Genomic DNA, 25,438 nt, shown 5'->3' with positions numbered 1-25,438 from the left:
GGAGAGTAGGTCGATGCCTTTTTTTATACAAAGCCTCTAGAATTATATTCTAGAGGCTTTTTGCTGTATAATGCTTTTTTATAGATCTGTAATTGTACAATTGGAATTTATGATGGTATTATTTATTCTGTTATTATCATAACAATATTACGAAGTTCTACTTATTTAGTCGTTAAATTTTTATAAACTTGAATATTGAAATGTATTTTACGCATTTCTATATGCTATACTGGATTATGAAAATTAAATATATTGTCATTGCGCTACTAATTCTTGTATTTGGATACTTGATCTGGCAAAGAATAACGACAAATAAAGAGAAGAATGAAGTTCCGACAGCCGGAAAAGGAAAAGCGGGTACCATGTCTGTATATGGTGCTGTTATTTTTGCTGAATCGTTCGCTGATAACCTTAATCTGACAGGTACCATTGAACCAGATGAACAAGTGGAAATTCGTTCTGAGGTTTCTGGATTAATAGATCAATTAAATTTTTCTGAAGGAAGTCGCGTAAACAAAGGTGCTATACTTGTGAAAATCGTTGCCTCAGATTTATTAGCACAATTAGAGCAAGCTAAAACAAGAACGCAATTGACTTCGGAAAATGAACGAAGAGCAAAACTGCTACTGGAGAAAGAGGCGATTAGTCAAGAGGAGTATGATATTGCAAGTGCTGATTATAGAACGGCGAAATCGCAAATCGCATATATCGAAGCACAATTATCTAAAACATATATACGGGCACCATTTTCTGGAATAATTGGTTTGCGATCTGTATCTAAAGGCGCATATATCACTCCTACTACCCCTATTGCGAAACTTGTAAAGTCAGATCGTGTTAAATTATCATTTGCGATCCCAGAGAAGTATGTAAACAGAGTGTCGGTGGGTAAAAAGATTTCATTTACAATTCCTGAATCTAAGGAGGTTTTTGCAGCAGAAATTTTTGCTATTGATCCTGCTGTTGATTTGACAACTCGAACTTTACTAATAAAAGCTCGTGCTGATAATTCAAATAATAAATTTGTTCCTGGTGTCTTTGTGAATGTGATCTTACCACTGGAGAGCATTGATGATGCTTTAATGGTTCCTTCCGAAGCACTAATTCCTATACAGAATGGAAAGAAAGTATTTGTTGTAAAAGAGGGGAAAGCAAGAGAGGTGATTGTAGAAACAGGAGGAAGAAATAAGGATAAGGTGAATGTATTGTCTGGTTTAATAAACGGTGATACTGTTTTGACTACAGGAGTAATGTCGCTGAAGAATGATGTTAAAGTGAAGGTTACATTACGTTAATCGTGTTATATGAGTTTATCTACAACAAGTATTAAACGCCCAGTATTAACTATTGTACTGAATTTGATGTTGATCTTATTTGGTATCATTGGTTATTCCTACTTGGGTGTACGAGAATTCCCTTCTATTGACCCGGCTCAAATATCGGTTAGGACAAGTTACGCTGGTGCTAATGCCGATATTATCGAGTCTCAGATTACGGAACCTTTGGAAAAGGCTATTAATTCCATCGATGGGATCCGAAATATTTCCTCATCGAGTAATCAAGGTACTAGTAATATAACGGTGGAATTTAATCTAGGTAAAAACCTAGAGGAAGCGGCAAATGATGTGCGCGATAAGGTGTCACAGGCTGTTCGAAGTCTACCTCAGGATATTGATGCAGCACCTGTGGTATCAAAAGCTGATGCAGACTCTGAACCTATTATTACCATGACAGTGCAAAGTTCTGAAAAGAATATTTTGGAATTGTCTGATTATGCTGAAAATACGATTTCACAACGTCTTCAGACAATTCCAGGAGTTAGTTCGGTACAAATTTGGGGGCAGAAGAAATATGCTATGCGACTTTGGCTAGATCCAGTCAAATTGAATTCTTATGGTGTTACTGTTCTGGATGTGCGATCTGCTTTAAACCTACAGAATGTTGAATTACCTTCTGGTAAATTAACGGGTTCTAACACGGAGCTGACAGTAAAGACCATCGGTAACTTGGCTTCGGAAGAGGAGTTTAATAATATTATTATTAAATCGACAGGAAATAGTATTATCCGTCTGAGTGATGTTGGGAAGGCTGCGCTAGAGGCTGAAAATTTCGAAACTAAAATGTCTGACTCAGGATTACCCATGTTGAGTATGGCTGTGATCCCACAGCCCGGCACGAATTATCTGGAAATTGCAAAAAGTTTCCACAAGGAATTTGATCAGTTGAAAAAGGACCTCCCTGATGATATTGTCATGAAAATAGCGCTTGATAATACGCTTTTTGTTAAGCGTGCCGTTCTAGAAGTCGCGGAAACATTATTGATTTCTGTTGTACTGGTGGTCCTCATCATTTTCTTATTCTTTCGGGATTGGTCGATTGCATTTCGACCTTTAATTGATATACCTGTTTCATTAATTGCTACATTTTTTGTGATGTATCTCTGTGGGTTCTCGATTAATGTGTTAACGTTATTAGCGATTGTTCTTGCCACAGGACTTGTTGTTGATGATGGTATCGTCGTCACAGAAAATATATTTAAGAAAGTGGAAGAAGGTATGTCTCCTATTCAGGCGGCTATTAAAGGTTCTAATGAAATTTTCTTTGCTGTTATATCGATTTCTATTACACTTGCTGCTGTATTCTTACCTGTGGTTTTTTTAGAGGGATTCGTAGGGAGGCTTTTAGGGAGTTCGGAATCGTTATTGGAGCTGCTGTACTTATCTCAGCATTTGTCTCCTTAACATTGACTCCGATGTTGAATGCTTATTTAATGAAGGGCGGAGAACAGAAGAAAACCAAATTTTATGATCGGACAGAACCTTATTTTGTGGCGCTAACAGATGGATATGCAAGTTCTCTGATAAAATTTCTGAAAAAGAAATGGATCAGTTATCCAATTGTTTTAGCTTGTTTTGGTCTTATTTATCTTTTCTTTAGCTTATTACCAAAGGAAACGGCACCCTATGACGATAGAAGCTATCTGACAGTGCGAGTCACTGCTCCTGAGGGTGTATCTTATGATTATATGGATCGTTTTATGACTGAATTAACAACTCTTGTCAATGATTCAGTTCCTGAAAAAGATGTCAGTTTGGTGATTACTTCTCCCGGATTTGGGTCAGCCGCGGCTAATAGTGGTATGATTCGTCTTGGTCTTGTACAGCAGGAGGACCGAGAGCGTACGCAGGCGGAAATAGCACGTGATTTGTCCCGTTTGACGCGATCTTCTTCTGAAGCTAAGGTTTCAGTTATGGAACAACCGACTATCTCTGTGAATAGAAGAGGAGGGCTACCTGTTCAATATATTATACAGGCTCCTAATTTTCAGAAGTTGGAAGAGAAAATACCTGAATTTATGGACGCGGTGAATGATGATCCAACTTTTTCAATCTCTGATGTTAATTTGAAATTCAATAAACCTGAGCTTTATGTCAATATTGACCGTGAAAAGGCCCTAAGTTTAGGTGTTTCTATATTAGATGTTGCTCAAACATTACAAATGTCTCTTTCTGGACAGCGATTTGGGTATTTTATGATGAATGGGCGTCAGTACCAAGTTATTGGTCAGTTTGATAAAAAAGATACGAGTACGCCACTCGACCTTGCCTCGATCTTTGTTAAGAACAAGGATGGACAATTGATTCAGTTGGATAATATTGTAAAGATTGAGGAACGGAGCAGTCCTCCTCAGCTCTATCATAATAATCGCTACATGTCTGCTACTGTTTCTGCTGGTTTAGCCCCAGGAAAGAGTTTAGGAGAAGGAATAGAAGCAATGGACCGGATTAAAGCCAAGGTACTGGATGAGACTTTTACGACAGATTTAGGTGGTGAGTCGAGAGATTTTAAAGAGAGTGGATCCAATACAATGTTTGCCTTTGGTTTGGCTTTACTTTTAATTTATTTGATTTTAGCAGCGCAATTCGAAAGTTTTATTGACCCTTTCGTCATTATTATTACAGTACCACTAGCCGTTGCAGGAGCATTATTTTCACTTTGGTTATTTGGTCAGTCTTGGAATATATTTAGTCAGATTGGAACGATTATGTTGATTGGGCTGGTAACGAAAAATGGTATTCTAATTGTAGAATTTGCCAATCAGTTAAGAGAAGAGGGGAAATCTAAATATGATGCAATTGTTGAGGCTTCTGCTGGACGATTACGCCCGATTTTAATGACGTCTCTAGCAATCGCGCTTGGAGCCTTGCCGATTGCCTTGTCATTGGGAGCAGCCTCTACAAGTCGTATAGGAATGGGTGTTGTTATCGTAGGAGGAACTACGTTTTCGCTCGTATTGACTTTATTTGTGATTCCTGCAATCTATTTACTGTGGTCTAGAATAAAGAAACACAATCCTGAACTGACGAATATTGAAGATTAATATGAATAAGATTTTTTATCTACTAGCCTTGCTTTTTATTCCTGTAGGCAGTGCTTTCTCACAAAATGTACTTACTGCTCACGATGCAGTTGCTATAGCTATGGAAAATAATTTTGATGTATTGCTGACAAAGAAGGATGTGATCATCGCTAAGGAAAATGCAACATATGGGAATGCTGGAATCTTACCAAGTCTTACTGCAAATTTTAGCCAGAGCAACAGTAATCAGAATTCCAAGCAAACACAAAGTACAGGTGAGGTGAGAGAGTTGGAAAACGCAAAAAATAACAGCATGAATTATGGTGTTAGTTTAGGCTGGACCATTTTTGATGGCTTTGGTATGTTTGCGCGGTACGAGAAATTGAATCAACTGAAAGCAAGGGGTGACCTCGAGTTGAAATCGATCATTTTAACAACTGTTGGCGATGTGCTGAATATGTATTATACAATTGTTCTGGAAGAGAATCTTTTGCACACCATAGATTCTTCAATAGTTATTTCCACTGATCGTTTAAAAACGGCAGAAAATCGTTTTCAAATTGGAAAAGCTTCTAAATTGGAAGTTCTCAATGTACAGGTGAACTTAAATGCGGACCAATCCTTGCGATTAAAAAAATTGGAAACTATTGCCAATTTGAAAACGGAGTTAAATAGATTGATGGCTCGGGATTTAACGATAGATTTTGAGGTTCAATATGAGTTTCAATTCAATGAGAATTTGGAAATTAATGCTTTATTAGAACAGGCTACTAATCAAAACATCGAGCTTCAATTAATCAAATTGGATAAACGTTTGGCCGAGCTGGAGCAAAAGGATGTCCGCTCGAAACGCTTACCTGTTGTCCGTCTTAATTCTGGCTATAACTTTTCGTCATCAGAATCTAGTTTGGGATTTGTTTCTCAATCTAATGCAAGAGGTTTGACTTATGGTGTAACGGCATCGATGAATATTTTCGATGGTTTTAATCAACGGAGGAGTGAGCGAGTGGCTAAACAAATGGTGGAAAAAGCCTCGATTCAAATTGAGAGATCCAAAGAACTCATTAATGCCACTATTTTGAAAGCATATCAAAGCTATGTGACAAATATCAGCTTAGCTAAACTGGAAGAGCGAAATGAAAAAATCGCAAAGCAAAATTTAAATATAACTTTAGACAAGTATAAGATAGGTACGATAAGTGCAGTTGAATTTAGAGATGCTCAAGAAAACTATGTAAATGCTATGAGCAGGCTTAAAGAGGCTAGCTATCAGGCTAAGCTGTCTGAGATAGGTTTAAAAGAATTAGTCGGTAACTTGGACCTCTAACTCTTTTATAAATAAGCTAAGAGCCTTAAAAGGGCTCTTAACGTCCATCTTCTGTATAGAAGTCTAATAAAGAGCTCATGTATGGATCATCCCATCCATCAACAATATCATCATAAGCTTCATCAGGTATATTGACGTGGTTTATCTCGACTGAAGTTCCTTTTTTGTGTTCATGTAGTTTGATAGTAACAATGGAATCAGCCTCTTCTTCTCCAAAATACCATTGCTGAACAATCGTTTTATTGGGAACCAAATCGATAAATTTTCCTGTGATAGCACCATCCCACATCGAGAACTCACCACCGATAACAGGATCGATTTCTACTAAATCACCTGTCCAAAGACGTATGGTAATGTCCGTCGTCAGTGCTAGGTATATTTCTTCTGGCTCTGCAGGTATTATATAATATTTTTTGAAATCTTTCATAGCACAAAAATACGTTAATTATGAAAGAGTGCCTTCATCTATTTTAATCTTTTCTTGAATGAAAAAGGCTCTTGGAAAATATTTAGAAAACTGTTATTTGTTTTATGATGGGGTGATCTAACAGGGAACAGCTTGGTAAGAGCTCGTGCAATATCTGATCAGTTTTAATTATGATGGAATAGTATCTTGTTCGGCTTTTGAGGAGAAGCTATAGTTAATAGTACTATTTTTGAGTTAAAATAGGGTGTTGTACGATCAGTTGACAAATATCTTTTGCAACATCTTCTTTTGATTTTAATGTAAATTCTTGAATATGCTGAAAACGGTCAATTACAGTTACTTTATTGGTATCTGTTGCAAAACCTGCTCCTTTATCCTGCATTGAATTTAAGACAATGAAATCCAGGTTTTTACGCATTAATTTATCTTTTGCATGCTCAACTTCGTTATTTGTTTCTAAAGCAAAGCCGATTAAGAGCTGTTTTTCTGTTTTCTTAGTTCCGATAGATGCTAGAATATCTGTCGTTTTCTTGAGTGCAATGGAGAATTGATCTTCTTTCTTTTTTATTTTCTGCGAAGCAACTTCGATCGGAGTATAATCCGCAACAGCAGCACTCATAACAATAATGTCTGATTGTGAAAAATGTTGTACGACAGCTTCAAGCATTTCATGTGCAGAAGTAACTTGAATACGATCTACGTTTTGCGGGGCGTCTAAAGCGGTAGGTCCACTGATTAAGGTTACCTTAGCACCAAGAGCTACAAGCTGTTTTGCTAAAGCATATCCCATTTTTCCACTAGAATGATTCCCAATAAATCGTACAGGGTCTATCGCTTCATATGTAGGTCCAGCAGTGACTAATGCATTCCTTCCGCTTAAAGGGAGTTGAGGAGAAAAGCTTTGCGTAATAAAATCTAAAATTTCTTCAGGTTCTGCAAGTCTTCCTTCTCCAATTAAGCCGCTAGCTAGTTCTCCATTACCGGGATGAATTATTCTGTTTCCATAGGATTGGAGTAAGCGGATATTGTTTTGAGTCGAGGGATGTTTCCACATGTCTAGATCCATCGCAGGAGCTATAAACACAGTACATTTTGCAGATAGGTAGACCGCAGTTAATAAGCTATCACAGATTCCATTTGCGAGTTTTCCAATAGTATTGGCAGTTGCTGGTGCAACCAGTATCAGATCAGATTGTAATCCGATATGGACATGATTATTCCATTCCCCTGTTTTAGGATCGAAATAATCGATTAAAACGGGGTTATTTGAAAGGGTTGACAACGTGAGTGGCGTAATAAATTCAGCCGCTTCTTTTGTCATAATGATCTGAACATTCGCTTTTTCTTTAACTAGCAGTCTAGTCAAATGTGCAATTTTGTATGCGGCAATACTACCGCATACAGCAATCACAATATTTTTTTTAGCTAAGCTCATATCAACTGAGATAAAGCAAATTATTCTTGCTCTTTAGAGGGATTTCTGAAATAAACCTTATCGTGTAAGAATTCATCAATCGCAATAAGTGTAGCTTTTGGCATACGCTCATAGTGTTTTGAGATTTCAATTTGCTCACGGTTTTCGAATACCTCTTCTAAGTTATCATTGTTAGTAGCAAATTCTGCAAGTTTGCTATTCAACTCCTCTTTGATGTCAACAGAAATTTGATTAGCACGTTTGCTGATCACTACGATTGACTCATAAATATTGTCGGTAACGGTGTCTAATTGTCTTAAATCACGAGTTACAGTTGAAGTTGCTACAGTGCTGTTATTTTTTTGACTCATTTTTTTGGGTATTATCTTTATTATCTTTATTTTCTTTAGCGGCTATTGCTGCTTTTCTTTCTTTTTCTTGTTCGGCTATGGCTTTATTAACAGTTGCCATGTAGGTCGCCGCAGTTTTCATTTTTTTCTCGGCGCTATCACGAAGAGATTCAACTTCCTTCATATATTTGCTATTCGGGAATGACATTGCAAAAGAGCGATAATAGTCAATAACTTCAGAAAAGCGATCTGCTTGCTTGACAGGACTACTCTGAGTTGCAAGTTTATACTGAGACTTAACCGTAAGGTACTCAATTTCTTCTGCATACTTGGTATCAGGATAGGCTTTCAATACATTTTGCAATGCAATCACAGCAGCTCTATAGTCATCGTTTAATCCCATGTCATAGAGCAACCTAGCATTTGAAAATGCTTTAAGCTCTAATTTATCACGCAGCTTTTGAATTAATTCACCAGCTTCTTTTGCCCTTTCAGATTCAGGATACAAATTGACAAATAACTGTAGTGCATCGATTGCTTTCCTTGTATTCTCTTGGTCAAGACTTGACTTTGGAGAATCTAGATAATAACAATATGCGGACATAAAACGACATTCTTCGGCTCTAGGACTATTGGGATAAACATCTGCGAAATCTTTAAAATGATAACGTGCAGAGGTATAATCCTTTAGTCTGTAGCTTGCAAAAGCTGTGAAATAATATAAATTTTCTGCTTCGGCCTGTCCTCTAAATTTAGTTCTTAAATCTTCGAACAATATTAAAGCCTTGCTATATTTTTGTTTTCGTATAGTTTTACCGCTTCTTCGTACTTCTGAGCGATATTATTGCTTGCTCGCAACTTCTCAAACTTACTCTTACAGCTACTGAACGATACCAATAACAAAATTCCGGCACATAAAGCCGCTATACGCCTATTTAAAAACATTTTACAAAGATAAGTGAATTTGTAATACTAATCAATTAAATTTTTATGTTGCAATATAGTGCAATATTGGAAGCTATACAATGAATTTAATCATATTAACTTTTTTTAACCATAAATTCTGGAATGTTAATACTATTGTCATTTGCTTGTTTAAAAACAGTATCAATCGGATAGTCTTCTTATCATTTTAGTAAATTTTGATTATATTTACATTCAAATTGTTTTTAGTATGACATTAAAAGAAAGAGTTGAACAAGCATTGGATACAATTAGACCGTATTTGGAAACTGATGGTGGTGATGTTAGTGTGGAAGAAATCACTGCAGATAATGTTGTTCGTTTGAAATTATTAGGAGCATGTGCTTCATGCTCTATGAGTATTATGACTTTTAAGGCTGGTCTTGAACAAGCTATTAGAAAGGCTGTGCCTGAAATTACTGCTGTGGAAGCGATTAATATTACGGACATGAATGACCCTAATGCTAGTTTGCCGACACCTAAGGCATTATAATTGACCGCTTTAATTAACACAATTTAACAGCAGTGTAACTGTTAATGTCTTAGATTTGTGCTATGAAATTCAACTACCACTTTATTTTTGTTCTATTTTTCATCCTCTCTGGGTATGCTTCATATTCCCAAGAGCGTAAAATCTTGCAGTTTAGTGGTATTGTAGAAACGATTAGCTCTGGTCTTCCTGTGGGCTATACAACTATAACGAATGAAAGCTTTCGCAATGAAGCCTATATGGCCAATAACGAGGGCTTTTTCTCTTTTGTAGCGCATGTCGGAGACACGCTCCGTTTTACATCTGTCGGTTATGAGACCTTAAGGTATGTTATTCCAAATATTCAGGGTGATCGTTTGTCCACTGCGATCGTTATGAAAAATCTGATTACGGAGTTACCGATGGTGACACCTTATCCTTGGGCAAGTATTGAGGAATTTAACATTGCATTTATGAATCTGGAGGTTGATTCAGACAATATTATTCGTGCGAAGCGAAATTTGTCGAAGGAATCTTTAGATGCTTTGGCAGCTAGAGTACCACGAACTGCCGATGAGATGCATAATTATAATGTAAATGATAATCATCGCAGTATGAATAATAAAGTTATTAATCAGCGGTATGCGAATCCTCTATTAAACCCTTTTGCTTGGGGCAGCTTAATTCAACAAATTTCCAAAGGGAAAAAAGGGAAGTAAACTATCCTTTATTCTGTCGCTTCTAATTTATTTAATTCCAGTACACTTATTTTCGAAGTAAAATAGGCAATTAATCCGGCTATACTTGTTATGGTAAAGAAGACGATGACAAAGTCTGTCCAACGGATTGCAATGGGGTAGCTGTCAATTAACATATTAGCTCCCTCTTCCACTTTTATGATACCATAGTTTATTTGTAAATAACAAAAGATGTAACCAATTAGCAAGCCCGTTACACAACCCACTAAGGATATCATTAGTCCTTCATAGAAAAATATTCTTTGTATTAACGAGCTGTTAGCACCGAGATTCTTTAAGATGTTCATATCTTCTTTTTTATCTAGTACGAGCATGGTTAATGATCCTACAATATTGAAAAGGGCAATTATACTGATCAATGTCAAAATAAAAAATACGGCCCATCTTTCAACGCGAACATTTTTATAAAGAGTCGGATTTTGTTCTTCCCTGTTTTTTACAACATATTTTTCTCCAAGATCCGTCTGTAGTTTCTTTTTGAAATGTTGAAGATTTGCTTTGTCTTTTATATAAAATTCAATTGCTGAAACGCGATCATATTCTCCAAGCACTTCTTGTGCAAAGGAAATTGGGGTGATAATTAAATTGTCAAAATCTTGTTGACTTTTTAATATTCCTTTTGGCTGTATAGATCTGATATTAAATTCATCGGCAGGATTTGCTGCATTTTTAGCTCCCTTTCTAGGTGAATATACATCAATATTACGGAGGCCACCGTGAATAGATACTCCCAAGTTTGCTTGAACACCTGCTCCAATAACGGCAGATGGAATACTGTCAGTTTGCAAGGTATAACTTCCACTTATTAATAAACTGTCTTTGCTTTTATGGTCTATTGAATTTGCCTGAATACCTTTAATAGTACCAATATACTGGCGGTTATCGTATTCCAATAGTACCTTTTCCTGCAGTACTTCGGTGTAATCGATTACATTGGAATCTTTCTTTAGCGCAAGGATAGGAGGTTGATTTGCATCAAACAGCTTTCCTTGGGCAGGTTCTATCTTTATTTCTGGCACAAATTGGCTGTACATGGAAATTATCAGGTTTTCCATACCGTTAAATGAAGAAAGTAAGATAATGAGTGCCGCACTGCTTACCATAACGCCAACGATGCTAATACCTGATATAATGTTGATCGCATTAACAGATTTTTTTGAAAATAAGTATCTTTTAGCAAAAAGGTATGGTAAGTTCATTGTGATTAGCCTCTAATAAATGGATTGGTCGCTTTTTCAAAACCGATGGTCGTAGTCGGTCCATGCCCAGGATAAATAGTAACTTCATCGGGAAGTATATATATTTTTTCCTTGATATTCTTTAATAACAAATCATGGTTACCTCCTGGAAGATCTGTTCTACCAATGCTGTTTTTAAATAAAACATCGCCGCCAATCAGAAATTTTTGCGGCTCACTATAAAAGCATAAATGAGCAGGGGAATGACCAGGAGCAAATATAATTTTCAATTCATGATCACCAATCTTTATCACATTTTCTTCAGTAAGAAATGTTTCTCCAATCGGGGAGATATCATACCTGAAACCCATTTGTGGAGCATAGTTCTGTACCTCGATCAATACCGGAAGTTCTCCCTCATGAAACTGGGGATAAAGACCATAAGTGTCAAATATAAATCTATTACCTAGAACATGGTCAATGTGACAATGTGTATTTAATAAGATCTTTGGGTTTAAACTATTTTGCTCAATGAAGTCTGTCAACGTTCTTTCATCAGCAGGTCCATACATGCCGGGATCAATGATGACACAGTTTTTTTGTTCATCATAAATGAGGTACGTATTTTCTTGGTAAGGGTTAAAGGTAAAAGTCTTGATCTGCAACATAATTTGTAAAAATAAAGTTTTATTTCGAATGTAAGGTATTCAACTGATCTTCTATAAGGCCACTGTGAATGAATAATTGTAATTACAATTCATTCCAAATTTCCCAATTTTTTTCTGCCTGAAGCTCAAGCATTTCCAGTCCATTCTTAATTTTTGCACCATTGTTTTTCCCTTTTTTAAGAAATGCGGTTTCTGCTGGATTATAAACAAGATCGTATAATAAATGTTTATTGCCAATATATTCATAGGGAATATTGGGCGCATCTTCAATATTAGGGAAAGTTCCAACAGGCGAACAGTTAATAATAATATAATGTTCGTTGAGGATGTCGGCATCAAGTTCGCTGTAGATCAGATTATTTTCACTTTTATTTCGGCTAACAAATTTATAAGTAATTCCAAGTTCATTTAATGCATACTCCACAGCTTTCGCTGCACCTCCATTGCCTAGAATCAATGCTTTTGTATGTTGCTCTTCCAGCAGTGGTTTCAGCGATTCCTTAAAGCCGTAAACATCCGTATTGAAGCCTTTTAAATAAGGTCCTGACGGAGTATGTTTAATCTGAATACAGTTGACCGCCTGAATTGCTTCGGCCTCAGGAGATAGCTCCTGAAGATAAGGTAGCACATTGATCTTATGTGGTATTGTTACATTAACACCATAAAGTTCTGATCGTTAAAAATCCGCTCAAATTCCCGAATGTCTTCTATACTGTATAGATCATAGTTAATATCTGTAATAATTTCTTTATCAAATTTATCCAGATAGTATTTTTTAGAAAATGAATGTCCTAATGGAAAACCGATGAGTCCTAATTTCTTCATTTATTTAGGAGTATATTTTTTTATGATTTCTGAAATAATATGATTGCCTTGCAATTGCGGAAGATAATCAAAAAGAATGTGATGTTTTTCAGGGTCAGTTGCCAAACCTAATTCAAGAAACACAATAGCATCATTATACTTGCCATTAGCAAATAAATAGGCTACCATTCTAAAATATAATTCGGCAGCTTCTGGGTTATTCGTAATAGCCTCCGATACAATTTCAATTGCCTCATCTACTTTATCTTGTTCAAAGAAGATCGAAGAATAATCTAACCAGGCATCAACATCTAACGGGTTTAATGCGACAACCTTAGCATAGGCTTCTTGTGCAAGATCAATCTGTTTTAATTTATAGCGAGCATCCGCGATTGCAAACCAGTAATCTGGATTGGCATCGTCAAGTTCAAGTGCTTTTTTATAAAAATGGAGTGATTCAAAGTGTCTTTCTTCAAAGTCTAGTGTAACGCCTATCCCAAACCAGGCATCAGCTAAATCACCGTCCATTTTGACTGCTTTTTATAGAAAACTCGAGCTTCTTCCATTTGCTCTAATTTTTCTAGGCACTCCCCTATAGCGCAGTAAGTGTCGGCGCTAGGTTTTTCATATTCAAAAGTTTGTTTATACACCTCTAGAGCCTCCTGGTAGCGATCAAGGTTTACTAAAGCATTTCCTTTATTAAAGTATGCTGAAGAAAAATTTTCTTTAATTAAAATAGCATAATCGTAAGCATCAATAGCTTCCGGATATTGCGTAAGCTTGTGATATGCGTTACCTAGGTTATACCAGGCATAATAAGAGTAAGGCTCAGAATCGATGTATTTTTTGTAAAACTCTACGCTCTCTTCTTGTTTGTCCAATATGTCATAGCAGTAAGCGAGTTCATAAAGTGCTTCTTGATTTTCCATATTGAGTTCAAGCGTTTTCTTTAAATAGTATATCGCTTTTTCAAAATCACCTTCTCCCTGATAAACTACGCTAATGTGGAAATAGATTTCATCTTTATTGTCAGAAAGGCTCAATGCTTGGAATAATTGCTCCTTGGCTTCGTTAAATTGTCCTCTAGAACCATAGACTCCACCTCGGATAAAAAAAATATCTCCTTCAGAGGGTTCTAACAATTCCGCTTTTGCCAGTGCATGCAATGCTTTATCAAATTGCTGTGTTGAAGAATACAGCTGTGCCTGTTTGAGTAAAAATGTAATATCAAAAGGGTGCTGATTAATTGCGTAATCGGCAACCTGTAATGCTTTTATAGGATCATTTTTTTCAATGTAATAGTCTATAATCCCTTCAAATGCTTTGGAATCAAAGAAATATTGGTCTTCGTTCCTAATCATTTCTTCGTACCGATCCACCGAAATTTTTCTTTCCTCAGGGGATTCAAAATCAAATTCCTCTTCCATCATCCTTGTTTAATCTATCAATAAACCCAACTTAGTTGAAAATAGTGATTTTTAATAACTATGTCTAATTAATTTACTAACAAAATTAATTTCACTTTACAAAGATACGGATTAAAGTATGCAAAATAAAAAAGCCGATTCTTGCGAATCGGCTTTCTAAATTATATGTTAGCTATAATTATTTTTTGATCTCAACACGACGGTTTTGAACACGACCTTCTTCAGTTGCATTAGATGCTACTGGATTAGCCTCACCGTAACCGTTAGCTGTGATTTTAGAAGAAGCAACACCAGCGTTAACTAAGTATTGTTTTACTGCGTTAGCACGGTCTTTAGATAAAGAAACGTTGTAAGCTTCAGAACCTTCAGCAGATGCATAACCATCTAAAGTAACAGATGAGTTGTTATCACGTACTTCTTTAGCAACTTTGTCTAATGTAGCGTATGATTGAGTTTTCAATACAGAGCTATCAAATTCAAATTGAATAGGAGCAACGTAACCGTTTGATGAAGTGAATTCATTTGCAACTGGCTCAGGGAATTTGATTTGACGACCAGATCCATCAACTACTGCACCTGCAGGAGAGTTAGGCTCTTTATCGAATTTATCAGAAACACCGTCACCATCAGAATCAGTATTTAAAGCATTAACTGTACCTTCTAAAGTAGATACGCGTTGTTTTAAAGCTTCAACTTCGTTACGTAATGAAGGATCTTTCAACTCATCATACATTGTAGCAACTGGGTTAGCAAAAGTCAAGTTTTGTTTGTCTCTTGAACCTAAAGTGAATTCTAAACCACCGTATACATTAGAGAATTTACCTTTAACATCAGAACGACCTGGGCCAAACAATAAGTTGTCATCAGTAAAGTTCATTGTATAGCCTAAGTTTAATGCAACAACTTCAGATAATTTGAATTTAGCACCAACACCTACAGGAACGTAAGCAGTTAACTTATAATCTCTATCTCCAACTGCTTCACGATCTCCGAAGATTTCAGAACCCCATTTACCTTTGTTGTTATAAACTTCGCCACCACCAAATTCATTATTTTTGAACTGAACAGGGTTGTTAGCTAATACACCAAAACCAACTTTAGCATAGAAATTAACAGAATTTTCTCTTCTTAAGAAGTCGATTGTACCTAATTGGAATACACCATTTAAGCTAGCTGCCCAGTTAACATCAGTTTTAGCTGATTGTGCTCCTAACGAATTTTCTGCAACAGGACCAGATACATTATGGTTGTAAGTTTTGATTGAACCACGGTTACCTTCTAATTCTAAACCGAATAAGTGAGAGAATTGTTTACGAACTGTTAACCCGTAATATTCACCTACTTTATTTTGGAAATAACCAACTTTCTGACCGAAGTTGTTAGATCCACCGATCAAAGTATTAGGTGTAGTGATACCACCTTGAACACCGATTGACCAAGTTCTGTATTGTGATCTTCCACCAAATACAGTTTGAGCTTGTGCTACATCAGCGAAGCCTAAAGCGGCAACTAAGGAAGCAGCAACAGCTGTTTTTTTAATTGTAGAATAGTTCATACTCTTGTTTTAAGGTTATTATTAAATTTTAATTGTTCTTTTTTATTATGTAATTGTTTAAAATGCAATCACAGTTTTGAAATAATCAAACACCGTGCCGAAATTAAAATTGGATCAATTGTTTTAATTCTTACTATAATAAAAACTAATTTTTTGCGCTTTTATTGCAAAGCAGTAAAACAAAAATCCGGACGAATGTACCAAATTTTTGTTTTACTTTATGTTTTTTTGAGAAAATACTTTAAATTATTACAATATGTAGTGTATAATAAACAATGTGATCGCCCCAAGCAATGCAGAGACAGGAATAGTTAATACCCAGGCCCATAATAAACTAATGGTAACCCCCCATCTTACTGCCGATACTCTTTTAACAATACCTACCCCGATAATTGAACCGGTAATGGTATGTGTAGTAGAAGCTGGAATACCGAAGTGTTCAGTAAGTCCTAAAGTCAAGGCACCTGCAGTTTCTGCTGCTACACCTTCCAAAGGAGTCACTTTTGTAATTTTAGTACCCATTGTTTTTACAATTTTCCAACCACCACTCATTGTTCCCAATGAAATTGCTAGGTAACATGTTAATGGAATCCACTCGGGCATGTGCTCTGTGTTTGGTAAATAACCTCCTGCAACCATCGCAACTAAGATGATACCCATTACTTTTTGCGCATCATTACCACCGTGAGCAAAACTTAATGCTGCAGAAGAAACGAGTTGCAATACTTTAAACCATTTCTCTGCCACTGCAGGTCTTGAGTTTTTGGCAATATTAATAATGACAAGTGTAATGATAATGGATATGATCATCGATAATGGGGCGAGGACAATAAATGCAATGATTTTTAATGTTGCATCAATGTTAATCGCATGGATTGGATCTCCACCTACAATGAAAGCATAAGCCATACCTGAACCTGCAAATCCTCCAATAAGCGTGTGAGAAGAGCTGGATGGTACACCATAGTACCAAGTGAAAAGGTTCCAACCTATCGCGGCTAATAAACCAGCAAAAATAACTTCTAATGTAATATATTCTTCTAATACAGTTTTTGCAACTGTATTGGCCACTTTATGGTCGGTAAAATAAAAGTAAGCTGCGAAGTTGAAAATCGCGGCCCACAATACTGCCATAAAGGGGGTTAGTACTTTTGTTGAAACAACTGTAGCAATTGAGTTGGCCGCATCATGAAAACCATTAATGTAGTCAAAAGCAATCGCTAGTATAATTACAACAATTAATAATGTTGACATCATAATATGAATGTGTTAATATGCTAAATTCGCAATTATGCGTTTTTAACCAAGATGCTTTCTAATACGTTTGCTACGTCTTCACATTTGTCTGTAGCGTCTTCCATTGCAGATAATACTTCTTTGTGTTTAATTAAAGTAATCGCATCTTTTTCGAATTCGAATAAATCAGCTACCGCTTTGTCAAATATATAATCAGCTTTATTTTCAACACTGTTGATACGAACACAAGAATCTGTGATGTTACGAATATTTTTTAAATCTTTTAATTCAAAAATTGCTTTTGCAACATGGTCAGTAGCCTCAACGATCAGATCCGCCATTTCTATCATGGGTTCAGTTGCTTTTTGAACCTTGTATAGATCCATTTTATTAGAAGCACCATTGATGAAGTCAGCAACGTCGTCTAGTGAGCTTGCTAATGCGTGGATGTCCTCACGGTCAAAAGGAGTGATAAAATTTTTACCTAATTCTAAGTGTATTTGGTGTGTGATGTTGTCACCTTTATGTTCTAAATCTTCGATTTTGCGAACGATTTCTTTACGTTTTTCCGCGTCACTAGCGTTAACGGCTTCTTTAAGTAGCTTAGACATTTCTATCAAATTACTACCTGCTTGTTCAAATAAAGGGAAAAACTTTTTATCCTTAGGAACGAAATACTGAAAAATGCTATTTAAAGACATATCATTATTAATTATTTTTTGCGAAATTACTAAGTTAATGTTAAGTTAATGTTAAGTTTTGAGGAATGTTAAGTTGCGTTTTGTTAACATTAGATCTGCGAAACTTTTTCTAAAGTAAACCCAAATGTTGTACCTATACCTTCTGTACTTCTTACATTTACATTTTGCTGATGCGCTTCAATAATGTGTTTAACAATGGATAAACCAAGGCCAGAACCACCTATTCCCCTAGATCTACTTTTATCGATTCTATAAAATCGTTCGAAAACACGGCTTAGATTTTTCTCTTCAATTCCATAACCATCATCTGTTATCTCCACCAAACTTGTTCAAATAGCGGGAATATCCTGATTTGGCTTTTGCCCCCGTTCTTACCATATTTAATGGAATTCTCAATTAAATTGACAAGTACTTGACTAATCTTATACTTGTCGGCTTTCACCCAGTAGGGAGTACCAGGTTTAGTTTTTAGTTGAATCTCTATATTATGTGCTTTTGCTTTGTCATCTAGAGATTCTTTTGTCTCTTTAATAAGTTCTACGATATCAAATTTTTCGATATTTAAAACCATTTTACCAGATTCAAGTTTTGAGATTTCGTCTAAATCTTGAATGAGGTAATTCAAACGATCTACATTTTTAGATGCTTTGTTTAGAAATGTCTTAGCCATCTCGATATCTTCTTCCATCAGCCCATCCTGTAATGTTTCTATATATCCTTGTATGGAAAATAAGGGAGTTTTAAACTCGTGTGACACATTTGACAAAAATTCTCTTCGAAACTTCTCCTGTGATCTAAGTTGTTCTATTTCTATTTTCTTTGCTTTTGCCCATGCCTTGACCTCATTTTCTGCATCTCCGATGGGATCTGCTGTAACATGTTCACCCAATGCGTCCTTTAGATCCTTACCTAATTTTAGGTTATGAATCAGTTTGTACATGGTATTGATCCTTTTATAAATATAGCGTTCAAATACAAAGTTGAACATGAGAAAACTGATTAGCGTAGAAACGGCGAAAATAATGAGGAAAGATTTCCAGTCCGAATGATAGTAAAAACTAACAGCAGAAATAGCTAATCCTACGGCTAATGAACAATTTAAAACAAGCTGTCTAAAATTCATGTATGTAATAAAAAAGGCTTTAGTAAAAATACCAAAGCCTAAGTTAGTGATTCCTTTATTAATAAATTGTTATAATTTTCCTATGATTGTTTTACCTCCCACTACTTTATCGCCAATATTGACATCGATCTGTGTTCCCAAAGGAAGGAATAAATCTACGCGAGATCCGAATTTAATAAAGCCAAATTCTGAACCTTGCGTTACATGATCATTTTCTTTTACATACCAAACAATACGACGGGCAAGTGCTCCTGCGATTTGTCTAAAAAGAACTTCTACACCATTAGCATTTTTAACAACTACAGTTGTTCTTTCATTGTCTGTTGAAGATTTTGGATGCCAAGCCACTAAAAACTTTCCTGGATGGTATTTGAAATAGCTGACCATCCCAGAAATAGGGTTACGATTTACGTGTACATTTATAGGTGACATGAAGATGGAAACCTGTAATCTTCTGTCATGAAAATATTCATTCTCTTCTGTTTCCTCAATCACAACAACTTTTCCATCTGCAGGACATAAGATCGTTCCTTCCTGTACAACGATTCGTTTTGTTGGACTACGGAAAAATTGAACAATCGTAATAAAAAGAAATGCTGAAAGGATGTAAATAATCCATTTAATAACTCCAGGAGCATCATAGTAGTCCGCGATTGCGTTAGCAATAAGTATCACTAAAACAGTAATTGCCAGACTTGTATATCCTTCTTTGTGAAATTTCATGTCTATAAGTTTTTTGCAAATATAATCAAATAGTCCTATTGTCCTTTTTCTCGATGAATTATTATCGGTAAGACTTCAATTTTACCTTCCGAATTTTTGTACATTTTACCTGCCACTGTAATCATATCAGCTATTGGTTTACCATTTTCTAATGATGGATAATAGAAGCTGATATCCGCAATTAATTGTTCTAGTATGTTATTAAGATTTTCAGAGGATGTCTTTTTTATAAAATCTACTTTTGAAGGATTCCCTTCTTTATCTAATTTAGTTTTGTATTCAAAACTCTCTTCTGTAAAGTTTTCAGCACTGATTAGGATCATTGAATTGGTTAGTTCTTTACTAATGAGCATATTGAAGTTAGAGAAATCGTCAAAATTACATGCTTTGAATGTAAGAAATTCTCCTCTAGAAAAATTATCATAGGGAATAATGCCAAATTTACTATGTCGGTAATTATTGTCTAAAAAGTAATCCTCTGCGATTAGTAGATTGCCGTTTTGATATTTTTCTATAGCTATTAACGTTTCCTTTCCTCCTCTATCATGACCCAATATTTGCCAATTTCCATCCTGTTTGCCGTTTTTAATTTTTCCTTTTCCAAGATAATATTCGAAACCATATTGATTGTAACCTTCAAATGGTATTGAAAAGGAGTAGTTTCCTTCCCCGTTTTTTACTTTCTGTGTTCCATCTGGAAGCCAAAAATCCTGAATCAAGATAACGCTATCGGTATACAAAAGCTCCATAGCCACTTTATCACTTGGGTAACGATGTATAACGTTACCCATCGGCATATCATTCTTAAATATCGCTTCCCATTTTACGATCCCATTTGGATGATAAGCTTTAAAAGGACCTTCTTTACTTCCGTCAATATAGGTTCCCTCTAGAATTAAGCGGCCATTGTTATTAAAGTCTTTAAATGCACCGTCAAATTTTTGCGTCTTCGGATTTAATGTCGCAACACGTTCTATGGATTTGAACTCACAAGATTTGTCAGCTAAATAATAATTCTTATCAAAATAGAATCGGAACATATTGCTATCTAATTTTTCATAATAGATTGCTTTTTCTTGTCCAAAGGCAAAATTTAGCAACAAAATCAAGGATGATAATATGAACAGAAATTTTTTCATAATTCTTGTTTACAAAATGTTATTAATGTGCTTCCAGCCAGTTTTTACCCTGTCCAATCTCTACTACCAGTGGAATTTCTGTCTTAATCGCGGTCGTCATTTTTGTTTGGATGATTTCTTTAAAAATTTCTACCTCATTTTCTGGGATATCAAAAACAAGCTCATCATGTACCTGCATAATCATCTTGCCGGATAATCCCTGCTCGGTAATCGCTTTCTGGATTCCAAGCATGGCTATTTTAATTAAATCTGCTGCCGATCCCTGAATAGGAGCATTAATGGCATTTCGTTCAGCAAAGCCCCTAACAGTCATATTGGCCGAGTTGATATCTCTTAAATAACGTCTTCTTTTGAGGATTGTTTCCACATATCCATTTTCTTTTGCAAAGTCTAAAACCTCGCTCATGTATTTTTTTATCCCGGCATATTGACTAAAGTACTGATCAATAATTTCTGCTGCTTCTTTGCGGGGAATAGCAAGACTTTGGGATAGCCCAAATGCAGATTGCCCATAGATAATACCAAAGTTTACTGCTTTTGCATTTCTACGTTGATCTGATGTTACCTCCTCTAGCTCTAAACCATAAACTCTGGCTGCTGTGGCGCGGTGAATGTCATGACCGGAAGTAAATGCTTCCATCATATTTGGATCTTTACTCAACTCTGCAATGAGACGCAGTTCAATTTGAGAATAATCGGCAGAGAGTATAACATTATTTTCATGACGCGGAATAAATGCTTTTCTAACCTCACGGCCTCTTTCTGTGCGAATCGGAATATTTTGCAAGTTGGGATTGGTTGAACTTAAACGGCCGGTCGCAGCGACAGCTTGATTGTATGAAGTATGAATTAAACCGGTATCAGGATTAATTAAACCAGGGAGTGCATCTACATAGGTCGATTTTAGTTTTTGTAGCTGTCTAAAACTTAATATATCTTGTACGATATCCGATTTATAAGCTAAAGCCAATAAAACATCTTCGCCTGTTTTATATTGACCTGTTTTGGTCTTTTTCGCTTTTGGATCTAATTTTAATTTATCAAAAAGCACTTCTCCAAGTTGTTTTGGTGAAGCGATATTGAAATTAACACCTGCTTTTTCATAGATAGTCTCCTCCAATTGTCGGATATCTATTTCAAGATTTTGTGAGAACTGTTGTAATGCATCGGTATCGATCCGAACACCGTTTCGTTCTATCTCTGATAAAACATATACTAATGGAAACTCGACTTCATTTGCTAAATTTAGCGTATTTGTTTCCTCCAGTAGTGGTTTGAAGATTTCTTTGAGCTGTAAAGTAATATCGGCATCTTCGGCGGCATATTCCTTGATGATCTCCAGCTCAACATCGCGCATATTACCTTGTTTTTTTCCTTTGCTACCAATTAGTTCTGTGATAGAAAGGGGCTTATAATTAAGATAGTTTTCGGCAAGTACATCCATACCATGTCTGGTGTCCGGATCAATTAAATAGTGCGCCAGCATCGTATCGAAAATAGGGCCTTTTACTGCTACCTGATATCTCGCTAATAACAAAATGTCGTATTTGATATTTTGCCCTATTTTTTCTATTTGTTCATTTTCTAAAACAGGTTTAAAAATATTGATCACCTCCTGCGCTTGGTCACGATCCGCGGGGGTTGGCACATAATATGCCTTTCCTTTTTCAAAAGCAAAAGAAAGACCTACAATAGCGGCCAAATTAGCATCTAAACCCGTAGATTCAGTATCAAAACAGAAGCTGGAAAGTGTTGCTAGTTGTTTTGCTAGTGCTTCTTGCTCCTCTTTGGTATTCACTAAAATATAATCATGTGGAGTGTTCTCAAGGCTATTGACTGGCCCTGTGTACGGTACTCCTTCTTCTGTATCTATCTGTTGTGGCAATGAAAATAAATCCATTTGACCATTTGTACTTCTAGGAGCATCTGCTACACTATTGGTTTCTCCAAAAACACGTTTAACTATTGTTCTAAATTCGAGTTCGTTGAATAAGGGTTCTAGTATTTCTTTATTAGGTTCTTCTATTAATAAGTTTTCTTCTTCAAGTTCTACCGGGACATCCAGCAGGATGGTGGCTAATTTTTTTGAAATCAAACCTTGTTCAGCATAATTTTCAACGTTTTCACGTTGTTTGCCTTTCAATTTATCTGCATTTGCAATGATATTTCCATTGATCAAATTCTTGGATCAATTTTTTAGCTGTTTTTTCACCGATACCCGGTATTCCGGGTATATTGTCAACAGCATCACCCCAAAGACCTAATATATCGATCACCTGATTGACGTCTGTTATTTCCCATTTTTCAAGAATTTCTTTTACCCCTTGTATTTCAGCACCATTACCCATACGGGCAGGTTTGTAGATAAAGATATTTCAGACACAAGCTGTCCAAAATCTTTATCTGGCGTCATACAGTAAACGGTGAAGCCTTTTTTTTCTGCTTTTTTTGCAAGCGTTCCGATGATATCATCGGCCTCGTAACCGTCCTTTGTAATAATGGGAATATTAAAACCGGTGATTAATTTGAAGATATAGGGTATTGATGCTGAAAGATCTTCAGGCATCTTTTCGCGGTGTGCCTTGTACGATTCAAATTCAATATGACGTGCTGTGGGTGCTTCAGTATCAAACACTACTGCTAAATGAGATGGTTTCTGATTTTTTAATATTTCTAACAAAGTGTTAGTAAATCCCATTATCGCACCGGTATTTAAACCATTAGAGGTAATACGAGGTGTTTTGTTTAATGCAAAATAGGCTCTGTAAATCAGGGCCATTCCATCTAGAAGAAATAGTTTTTTCACGAATGCTAATTTTAAGGTAACTCTTACAAAGATAATAAAAACGATAAACCTTAAGTTTAATAAATTTTTACGATTTTTGTAAGATGATATATGCACAAAAGGAACTTATATGAGAGGATTAGTAACCAAATCTACGGGTAGTTGGTATCAGGTGCTGGGTGAGGATGAACAACGTTATGACTGTCGTATAAAAGGGAAATTTCGTACCAAAGGTATTAAAAGTACTAACCCTGTTGCTGTTGGAGATTGGGTACATTTTGAAGTAGAACCGGATCTTGAAAGTGCTGTTATCAATGAATTGGAACCTAGACGTAACTATATTATCCGTAAATCTGTCAACCTTTCGAAGCAAACACAGATTATTGGTGCGAATCTGGATCAAGCCTTTTTAGTTGTAACATTGGCTTCTCCTCCTACTTCTCTTGGTTTTATCGATCGTTTCTTAGTTACTACAGAAGCATATGGTATACCTGCTGTTTTGATTTTCAATAAGCTGGATTTGTTCAGTGATGAGGGACTAGCTATTTTACAGGACTATAAGAGTATCTATGAGCGAATCGGTTATCCATGTTACGAAGTTTCAGCTTTGAACGGCGTGAATATAGATCAATTAAAGGAAGTGCTTAAAGATAAAACCACTTTAATTTCCGGACATTCGGGAGTAGGAAAATCTACATTACTGAATTCAATTGTTCCAGAATACGCCGTTAAGACAGGTGATATTTCAGACTGGTCTGATAAAGGAAAGCATACCACAACTTTTGCAGAGATGTATGACCTTCCTTTTGGTGGAAAATTAATCGATACTCCTGGGATACGTGAGTTAGGAATTGTCGATATCGAAAAGCAGGAATTATCACATTTCTTTCCAGAAATGCGAGCGCTAATGAACCAATGTCGATTTGACAATTGTCGACATGTGAATGAACCAGGTTGTGTCGTTATAGAAGCTGTAGAAGAGGGAGAAATCGAATCCTCTCGTTATGATAGTTATTTAAGTATCTACCATAACGAGAACAATCGGATGTAAATGTATTATTTACTGGCTATAAAGTCTCTTAAATAAGTACATTCGTGGACTGCAGTTTGGTAAAATGCAGTCTTACTGTATTGTGATTTTAATTGATGAAAGTATTTATTATGTAATGAGAACTTGTAAAATGGGTTTTCACTACTATTTTCATAGTATGTCCATCTCATGTCGTCTTTTAACTCGAAGTCTTTCTGTTCGCACTTTGCTAGCATAAAGGTACACTTGGCTTTAAAGTCCAGGCTTGTAGCCAATTCTCGAGCTTTTAGGTACCACTCTTTTGCAGTTTTTGCCTGTTTGTAGTTTCTTTCCCAATACCTGTCTGGTTTGGCATTGTTGTCATATGATGACCAACTGTACGATACTAAAGACCAGGCATTACCATAGGTGCTTGTTTGATATATGCCATTAGCCATATGAAAATAGTAATCGGCTTTTTTACCATTGTTTTGTTCATCCTTTATTAATGTCTGGTACTTGAGCATTCGAGCTGCATATTCAAGTTTTGTCATACTTGATTGTCCAATCTTTTTAGGATAATCATTGATCGTAACGATAAATGGATTTGGAGCAATTGTTTCTTCCGCATACCAATTGCTGTATTCTTTTGATTTATAGGTTCCTGGTAAATTTTTGAAAGTTTTTACGGCATTTGTAAAGTCTAATTCTCTTAAATATGCTGTCCCTATCAATTCAGTTAAATAATTACTGTTTACTTTTTTAATATCTTCAAGTAGAAACTGGACCATTTTCGTCTGTTTTTCAGGAGACTGTATATACCTTTGAACTTGTATTAAGGTTTTGGGAGTTAAATCTTCTTGCCAAAACCGAATGGTACTGTATTGCATGTTGTTTTCAAGTGTGTCATTAACGTATCCATGGTTATAAAAAATATCTCCCTTTACTGCTGCTAAACTTGCCAGTGCGGTATCTCCTTTGGTAAGGTATTGGTTAACAACGATATTTTGTATGATGTTTTT

General features: G+C 35.9%; 21 protein-coding genes and 3 pseudogenes. 6 read left to right on the top strand and 18 right to left on the bottom strand.

Going from position 1 to position 25,438, the window contains the following annotated elements; genetic code table 11:
- Nucleotides 1–236: 236 nt before the first annotated feature.
- From L950_RS14800 to L950_RS14790, 3 genes and pseudogenes are all read left to right on the top strand, one after another.
- Nucleotides 237–1,295, top strand: a complete 1,059-nt coding sequence (locus L950_RS14800) for an efflux RND transporter periplasmic adaptor subunit (RefSeq protein ID WP_031288714.1) — start codon at nucleotides 237–239, stop codon at nucleotides 1,293–1,295.
- Between the two features lie 9 nt (nucleotides 1,296–1,304).
- Nucleotides 1,305–4,381, top strand: a pseudogene (locus tag L950_RS14795) (efflux RND transporter permease subunit).
- A 1-nt stretch (nucleotide 4,382) separates the two neighbouring features.
- Nucleotides 4,383–5,687: a TolC family protein gene (locus tag L950_RS14790; RefSeq protein WP_021190743.1), complete on the top strand. Its 1,305-nt coding sequence runs from the start codon at nucleotides 4,383–4,385 to the stop codon at nucleotides 5,685–5,687.
- 37 nt (nucleotides 5,688–5,724) lie between these two features.
- On the opposite strand, the gene L950_RS14785 is transcribed toward L950_RS14790, so the two are convergent.
- The 4 genes from L950_RS14785 to L950_RS14770 form a co-directional block, all read right to left on the bottom strand.
- Entirely contained in the window at nucleotides 5,725–6,114 is a 390-nt protein-coding gene (locus L950_RS14785) for an SRPBCC domain-containing protein (protein ID WP_021190742.1), read from the bottom strand.
- 223 nt (nucleotides 6,115–6,337) lie between these two features.
- On the bottom strand, nucleotides 6,338–7,549 hold the full coding sequence (gene coaBC, locus L950_RS14780; RefSeq protein ID WP_021190741.1) for a bifunctional phosphopantothenoylcysteine decarboxylase/phosphopantothenate--cysteine ligase CoaBC: 1,212 nt from the start codon (nucleotides 7,547–7,549) through the stop codon (nucleotides 6,338–6,340).
- Between the two features lie 20 nt (nucleotides 7,550–7,569).
- Entirely contained in the window at nucleotides 7,570–7,899 is a 330-nt protein-coding gene (locus tag L950_RS14775) for a DNA-directed RNA polymerase subunit omega (RefSeq protein WP_021190740.1), read from the bottom strand.
- Entirely contained in the window at nucleotides 7,883–8,653 is a 771-nt protein-coding gene (locus tag L950_RS14770) for an outer membrane protein assembly factor BamD (protein ID WP_021190739.1), read from the bottom strand. The genes L950_RS14775 and L950_RS14770 overlap by 17 nt, the downstream gene beginning before the upstream one ends.
- Before the next feature lie 399 nt (nucleotides 8,654–9,052).
- Between L950_RS14770 and L950_RS14765 the strand changes: the two genes are divergently transcribed.
- Complete coding sequence (locus L950_RS14765; RefSeq protein ID WP_021190738.1) at nucleotides 9,053–9,334, top strand: NifU family protein; 282 nt, start codon at nucleotides 9,053–9,055, stop codon at nucleotides 9,332–9,334.
- A 62-nt stretch (nucleotides 9,335–9,396) separates the two neighbouring features.
- On the top strand, nucleotides 9,397–10,029 hold the full coding sequence (locus tag L950_RS14760) for a hypothetical protein (RefSeq protein ID WP_021190737.1): 633 nt from the start codon (nucleotides 9,397–9,399) through the stop codon (nucleotides 10,027–10,029).
- 8 nt (nucleotides 10,030–10,037) lie between these two features.
- On the opposite strand, the gene L950_RS14755 is transcribed toward L950_RS14760, so the two are convergent.
- From L950_RS14755 to polA, 13 genes and pseudogenes are all read right to left on the bottom strand, one after another.
- Complete coding sequence (locus tag L950_RS14755) at nucleotides 10,038–11,267, bottom strand: FtsX-like permease family protein (protein ID WP_021190736.1); 1,230 nt, start codon at nucleotides 11,265–11,267, stop codon at nucleotides 10,038–10,040.
- A gap of 5 nt (nucleotides 11,268–11,272) precedes the next feature.
- On the bottom strand, nucleotides 11,273–11,914 hold the full coding sequence (locus L950_RS14750) for an MBL fold metallo-hydrolase (RefSeq protein ID WP_021190735.1): 642 nt from the start codon (nucleotides 11,912–11,914) through the stop codon (nucleotides 11,273–11,275).
- A gap of 82 nt (nucleotides 11,915–11,996) precedes the next feature.
- Nucleotides 11,997–12,542, bottom strand: a complete 546-nt coding sequence (locus L950_RS14745) for a shikimate dehydrogenase family protein (protein ID WP_021190734.1) — start codon at nucleotides 12,540–12,542, stop codon at nucleotides 11,997–11,999.
- Nucleotides 12,543–12,562: 20 nt separating this feature from the next.
- Complete coding sequence (locus L950_RS36650; protein ID WP_021190733.1) at nucleotides 12,563–12,739, bottom strand: hypothetical protein; 177 nt, start codon at nucleotides 12,737–12,739, stop codon at nucleotides 12,563–12,565.
- Nucleotides 12,740–14,145, bottom strand: a pseudogene (locus tag L950_RS14740) (tetratricopeptide repeat protein).
- A 178-nt stretch (nucleotides 14,146–14,323) separates the two neighbouring features.
- Nucleotides 14,324–15,700 (bottom strand): OmpA family protein, encoded by a 1,377-nt coding sequence (locus L950_RS14735; RefSeq protein ID WP_021190732.1) that lies wholly within the window; start codon nucleotides 15,698–15,700, stop codon nucleotides 14,324–14,326.
- Nucleotides 15,701–15,949: 249 nt separating this feature from the next.
- Nucleotides 15,950–16,957: an inorganic phosphate transporter gene (locus tag L950_RS14730; RefSeq protein WP_031288712.1), complete on the bottom strand. Its 1,008-nt coding sequence runs from the start codon at nucleotides 16,955–16,957 to the stop codon at nucleotides 15,950–15,952.
- 32 nt (nucleotides 16,958–16,989) lie between these two features.
- A complete protein-coding gene (locus tag L950_RS14725; protein WP_021190730.1) occupies nucleotides 16,990–17,637 on the bottom strand; it encodes a DUF47 domain-containing protein in 648 nt (215 codons plus the stop codon).
- 89 nt (nucleotides 17,638–17,726) lie between these two features.
- Nucleotides 17,727–17,957: an ATP-binding protein gene (locus tag L950_RS36645; RefSeq protein ID WP_316930659.1), complete on the bottom strand. Its 231-nt coding sequence runs from the start codon at nucleotides 17,955–17,957 to the stop codon at nucleotides 17,727–17,729.
- Entirely contained in the window at nucleotides 17,948–18,760 is an 813-nt protein-coding gene (locus L950_RS14720; RefSeq protein ID WP_316930657.1) for a sensor histidine kinase, read from the bottom strand. The genes L950_RS36645 and L950_RS14720 overlap by 10 nt, the downstream gene beginning before the upstream one ends.
- A 69-nt stretch (nucleotides 18,761–18,829) precedes the next feature.
- Nucleotides 18,830–19,483 carry a phosphatidylserine decarboxylase family protein gene (locus tag L950_RS14715; protein ID WP_021190729.1) on the bottom strand — a complete coding sequence of 218 codons (654 nt, stop codon included), beginning with the start codon at nucleotides 19,481–19,483 and terminating at the stop codon, nucleotides 18,830–18,832.
- Between the two features lie 35 nt (nucleotides 19,484–19,518).
- Nucleotides 19,519–20,622 carry a toxin-antitoxin system YwqK family antitoxin gene (locus L950_RS14710; protein WP_021190728.1) on the bottom strand — a complete coding sequence of 368 codons (1,104 nt, stop codon included), beginning with the start codon at nucleotides 20,620–20,622 and terminating at the stop codon, nucleotides 19,519–19,521.
- 22 nt (nucleotides 20,623–20,644) lie between these two features.
- Nucleotides 20,645–23,428 (bottom strand): annotated as a pseudogene (polA, locus tag L950_RS26595) (DNA polymerase I).
- 109 nt (nucleotides 23,429–23,537) lie between these two features.
- Here polA and rsgA point away from each other — a divergent pair.
- Complete coding sequence (gene rsgA / locus L950_RS14690) at nucleotides 23,538–24,458, top strand: ribosome small subunit-dependent GTPase A (protein WP_021190727.1); 921 nt, start codon at nucleotides 23,538–23,540, stop codon at nucleotides 24,456–24,458.
- Nucleotides 24,459–24,463: 5 nt separating this feature from the next.
- Here rsgA and L950_RS30215 read toward each other — a convergent pair.
- Nucleotides 24,464–25,438, bottom strand: a 975-nt coding sequence (locus tag L950_RS30215; protein ID WP_021190726.1) for a hypothetical protein, incomplete at its 5' end; no start/stop codon positions are given.

This window comes from Sphingobacterium sp. IITKGP-BTPF85, from assembly GCF_001006065.1.
Lineage (GTDB): Bacteria > Bacteroidota > Bacteroidia > Sphingobacteriales > Sphingobacteriaceae > Sphingobacterium > Sphingobacterium anhuiense.
The sequence above is the reverse complement of the archived record's forward strand: the minus strand, read 5'-3'. Positions and strand labels throughout refer to the sequence as shown.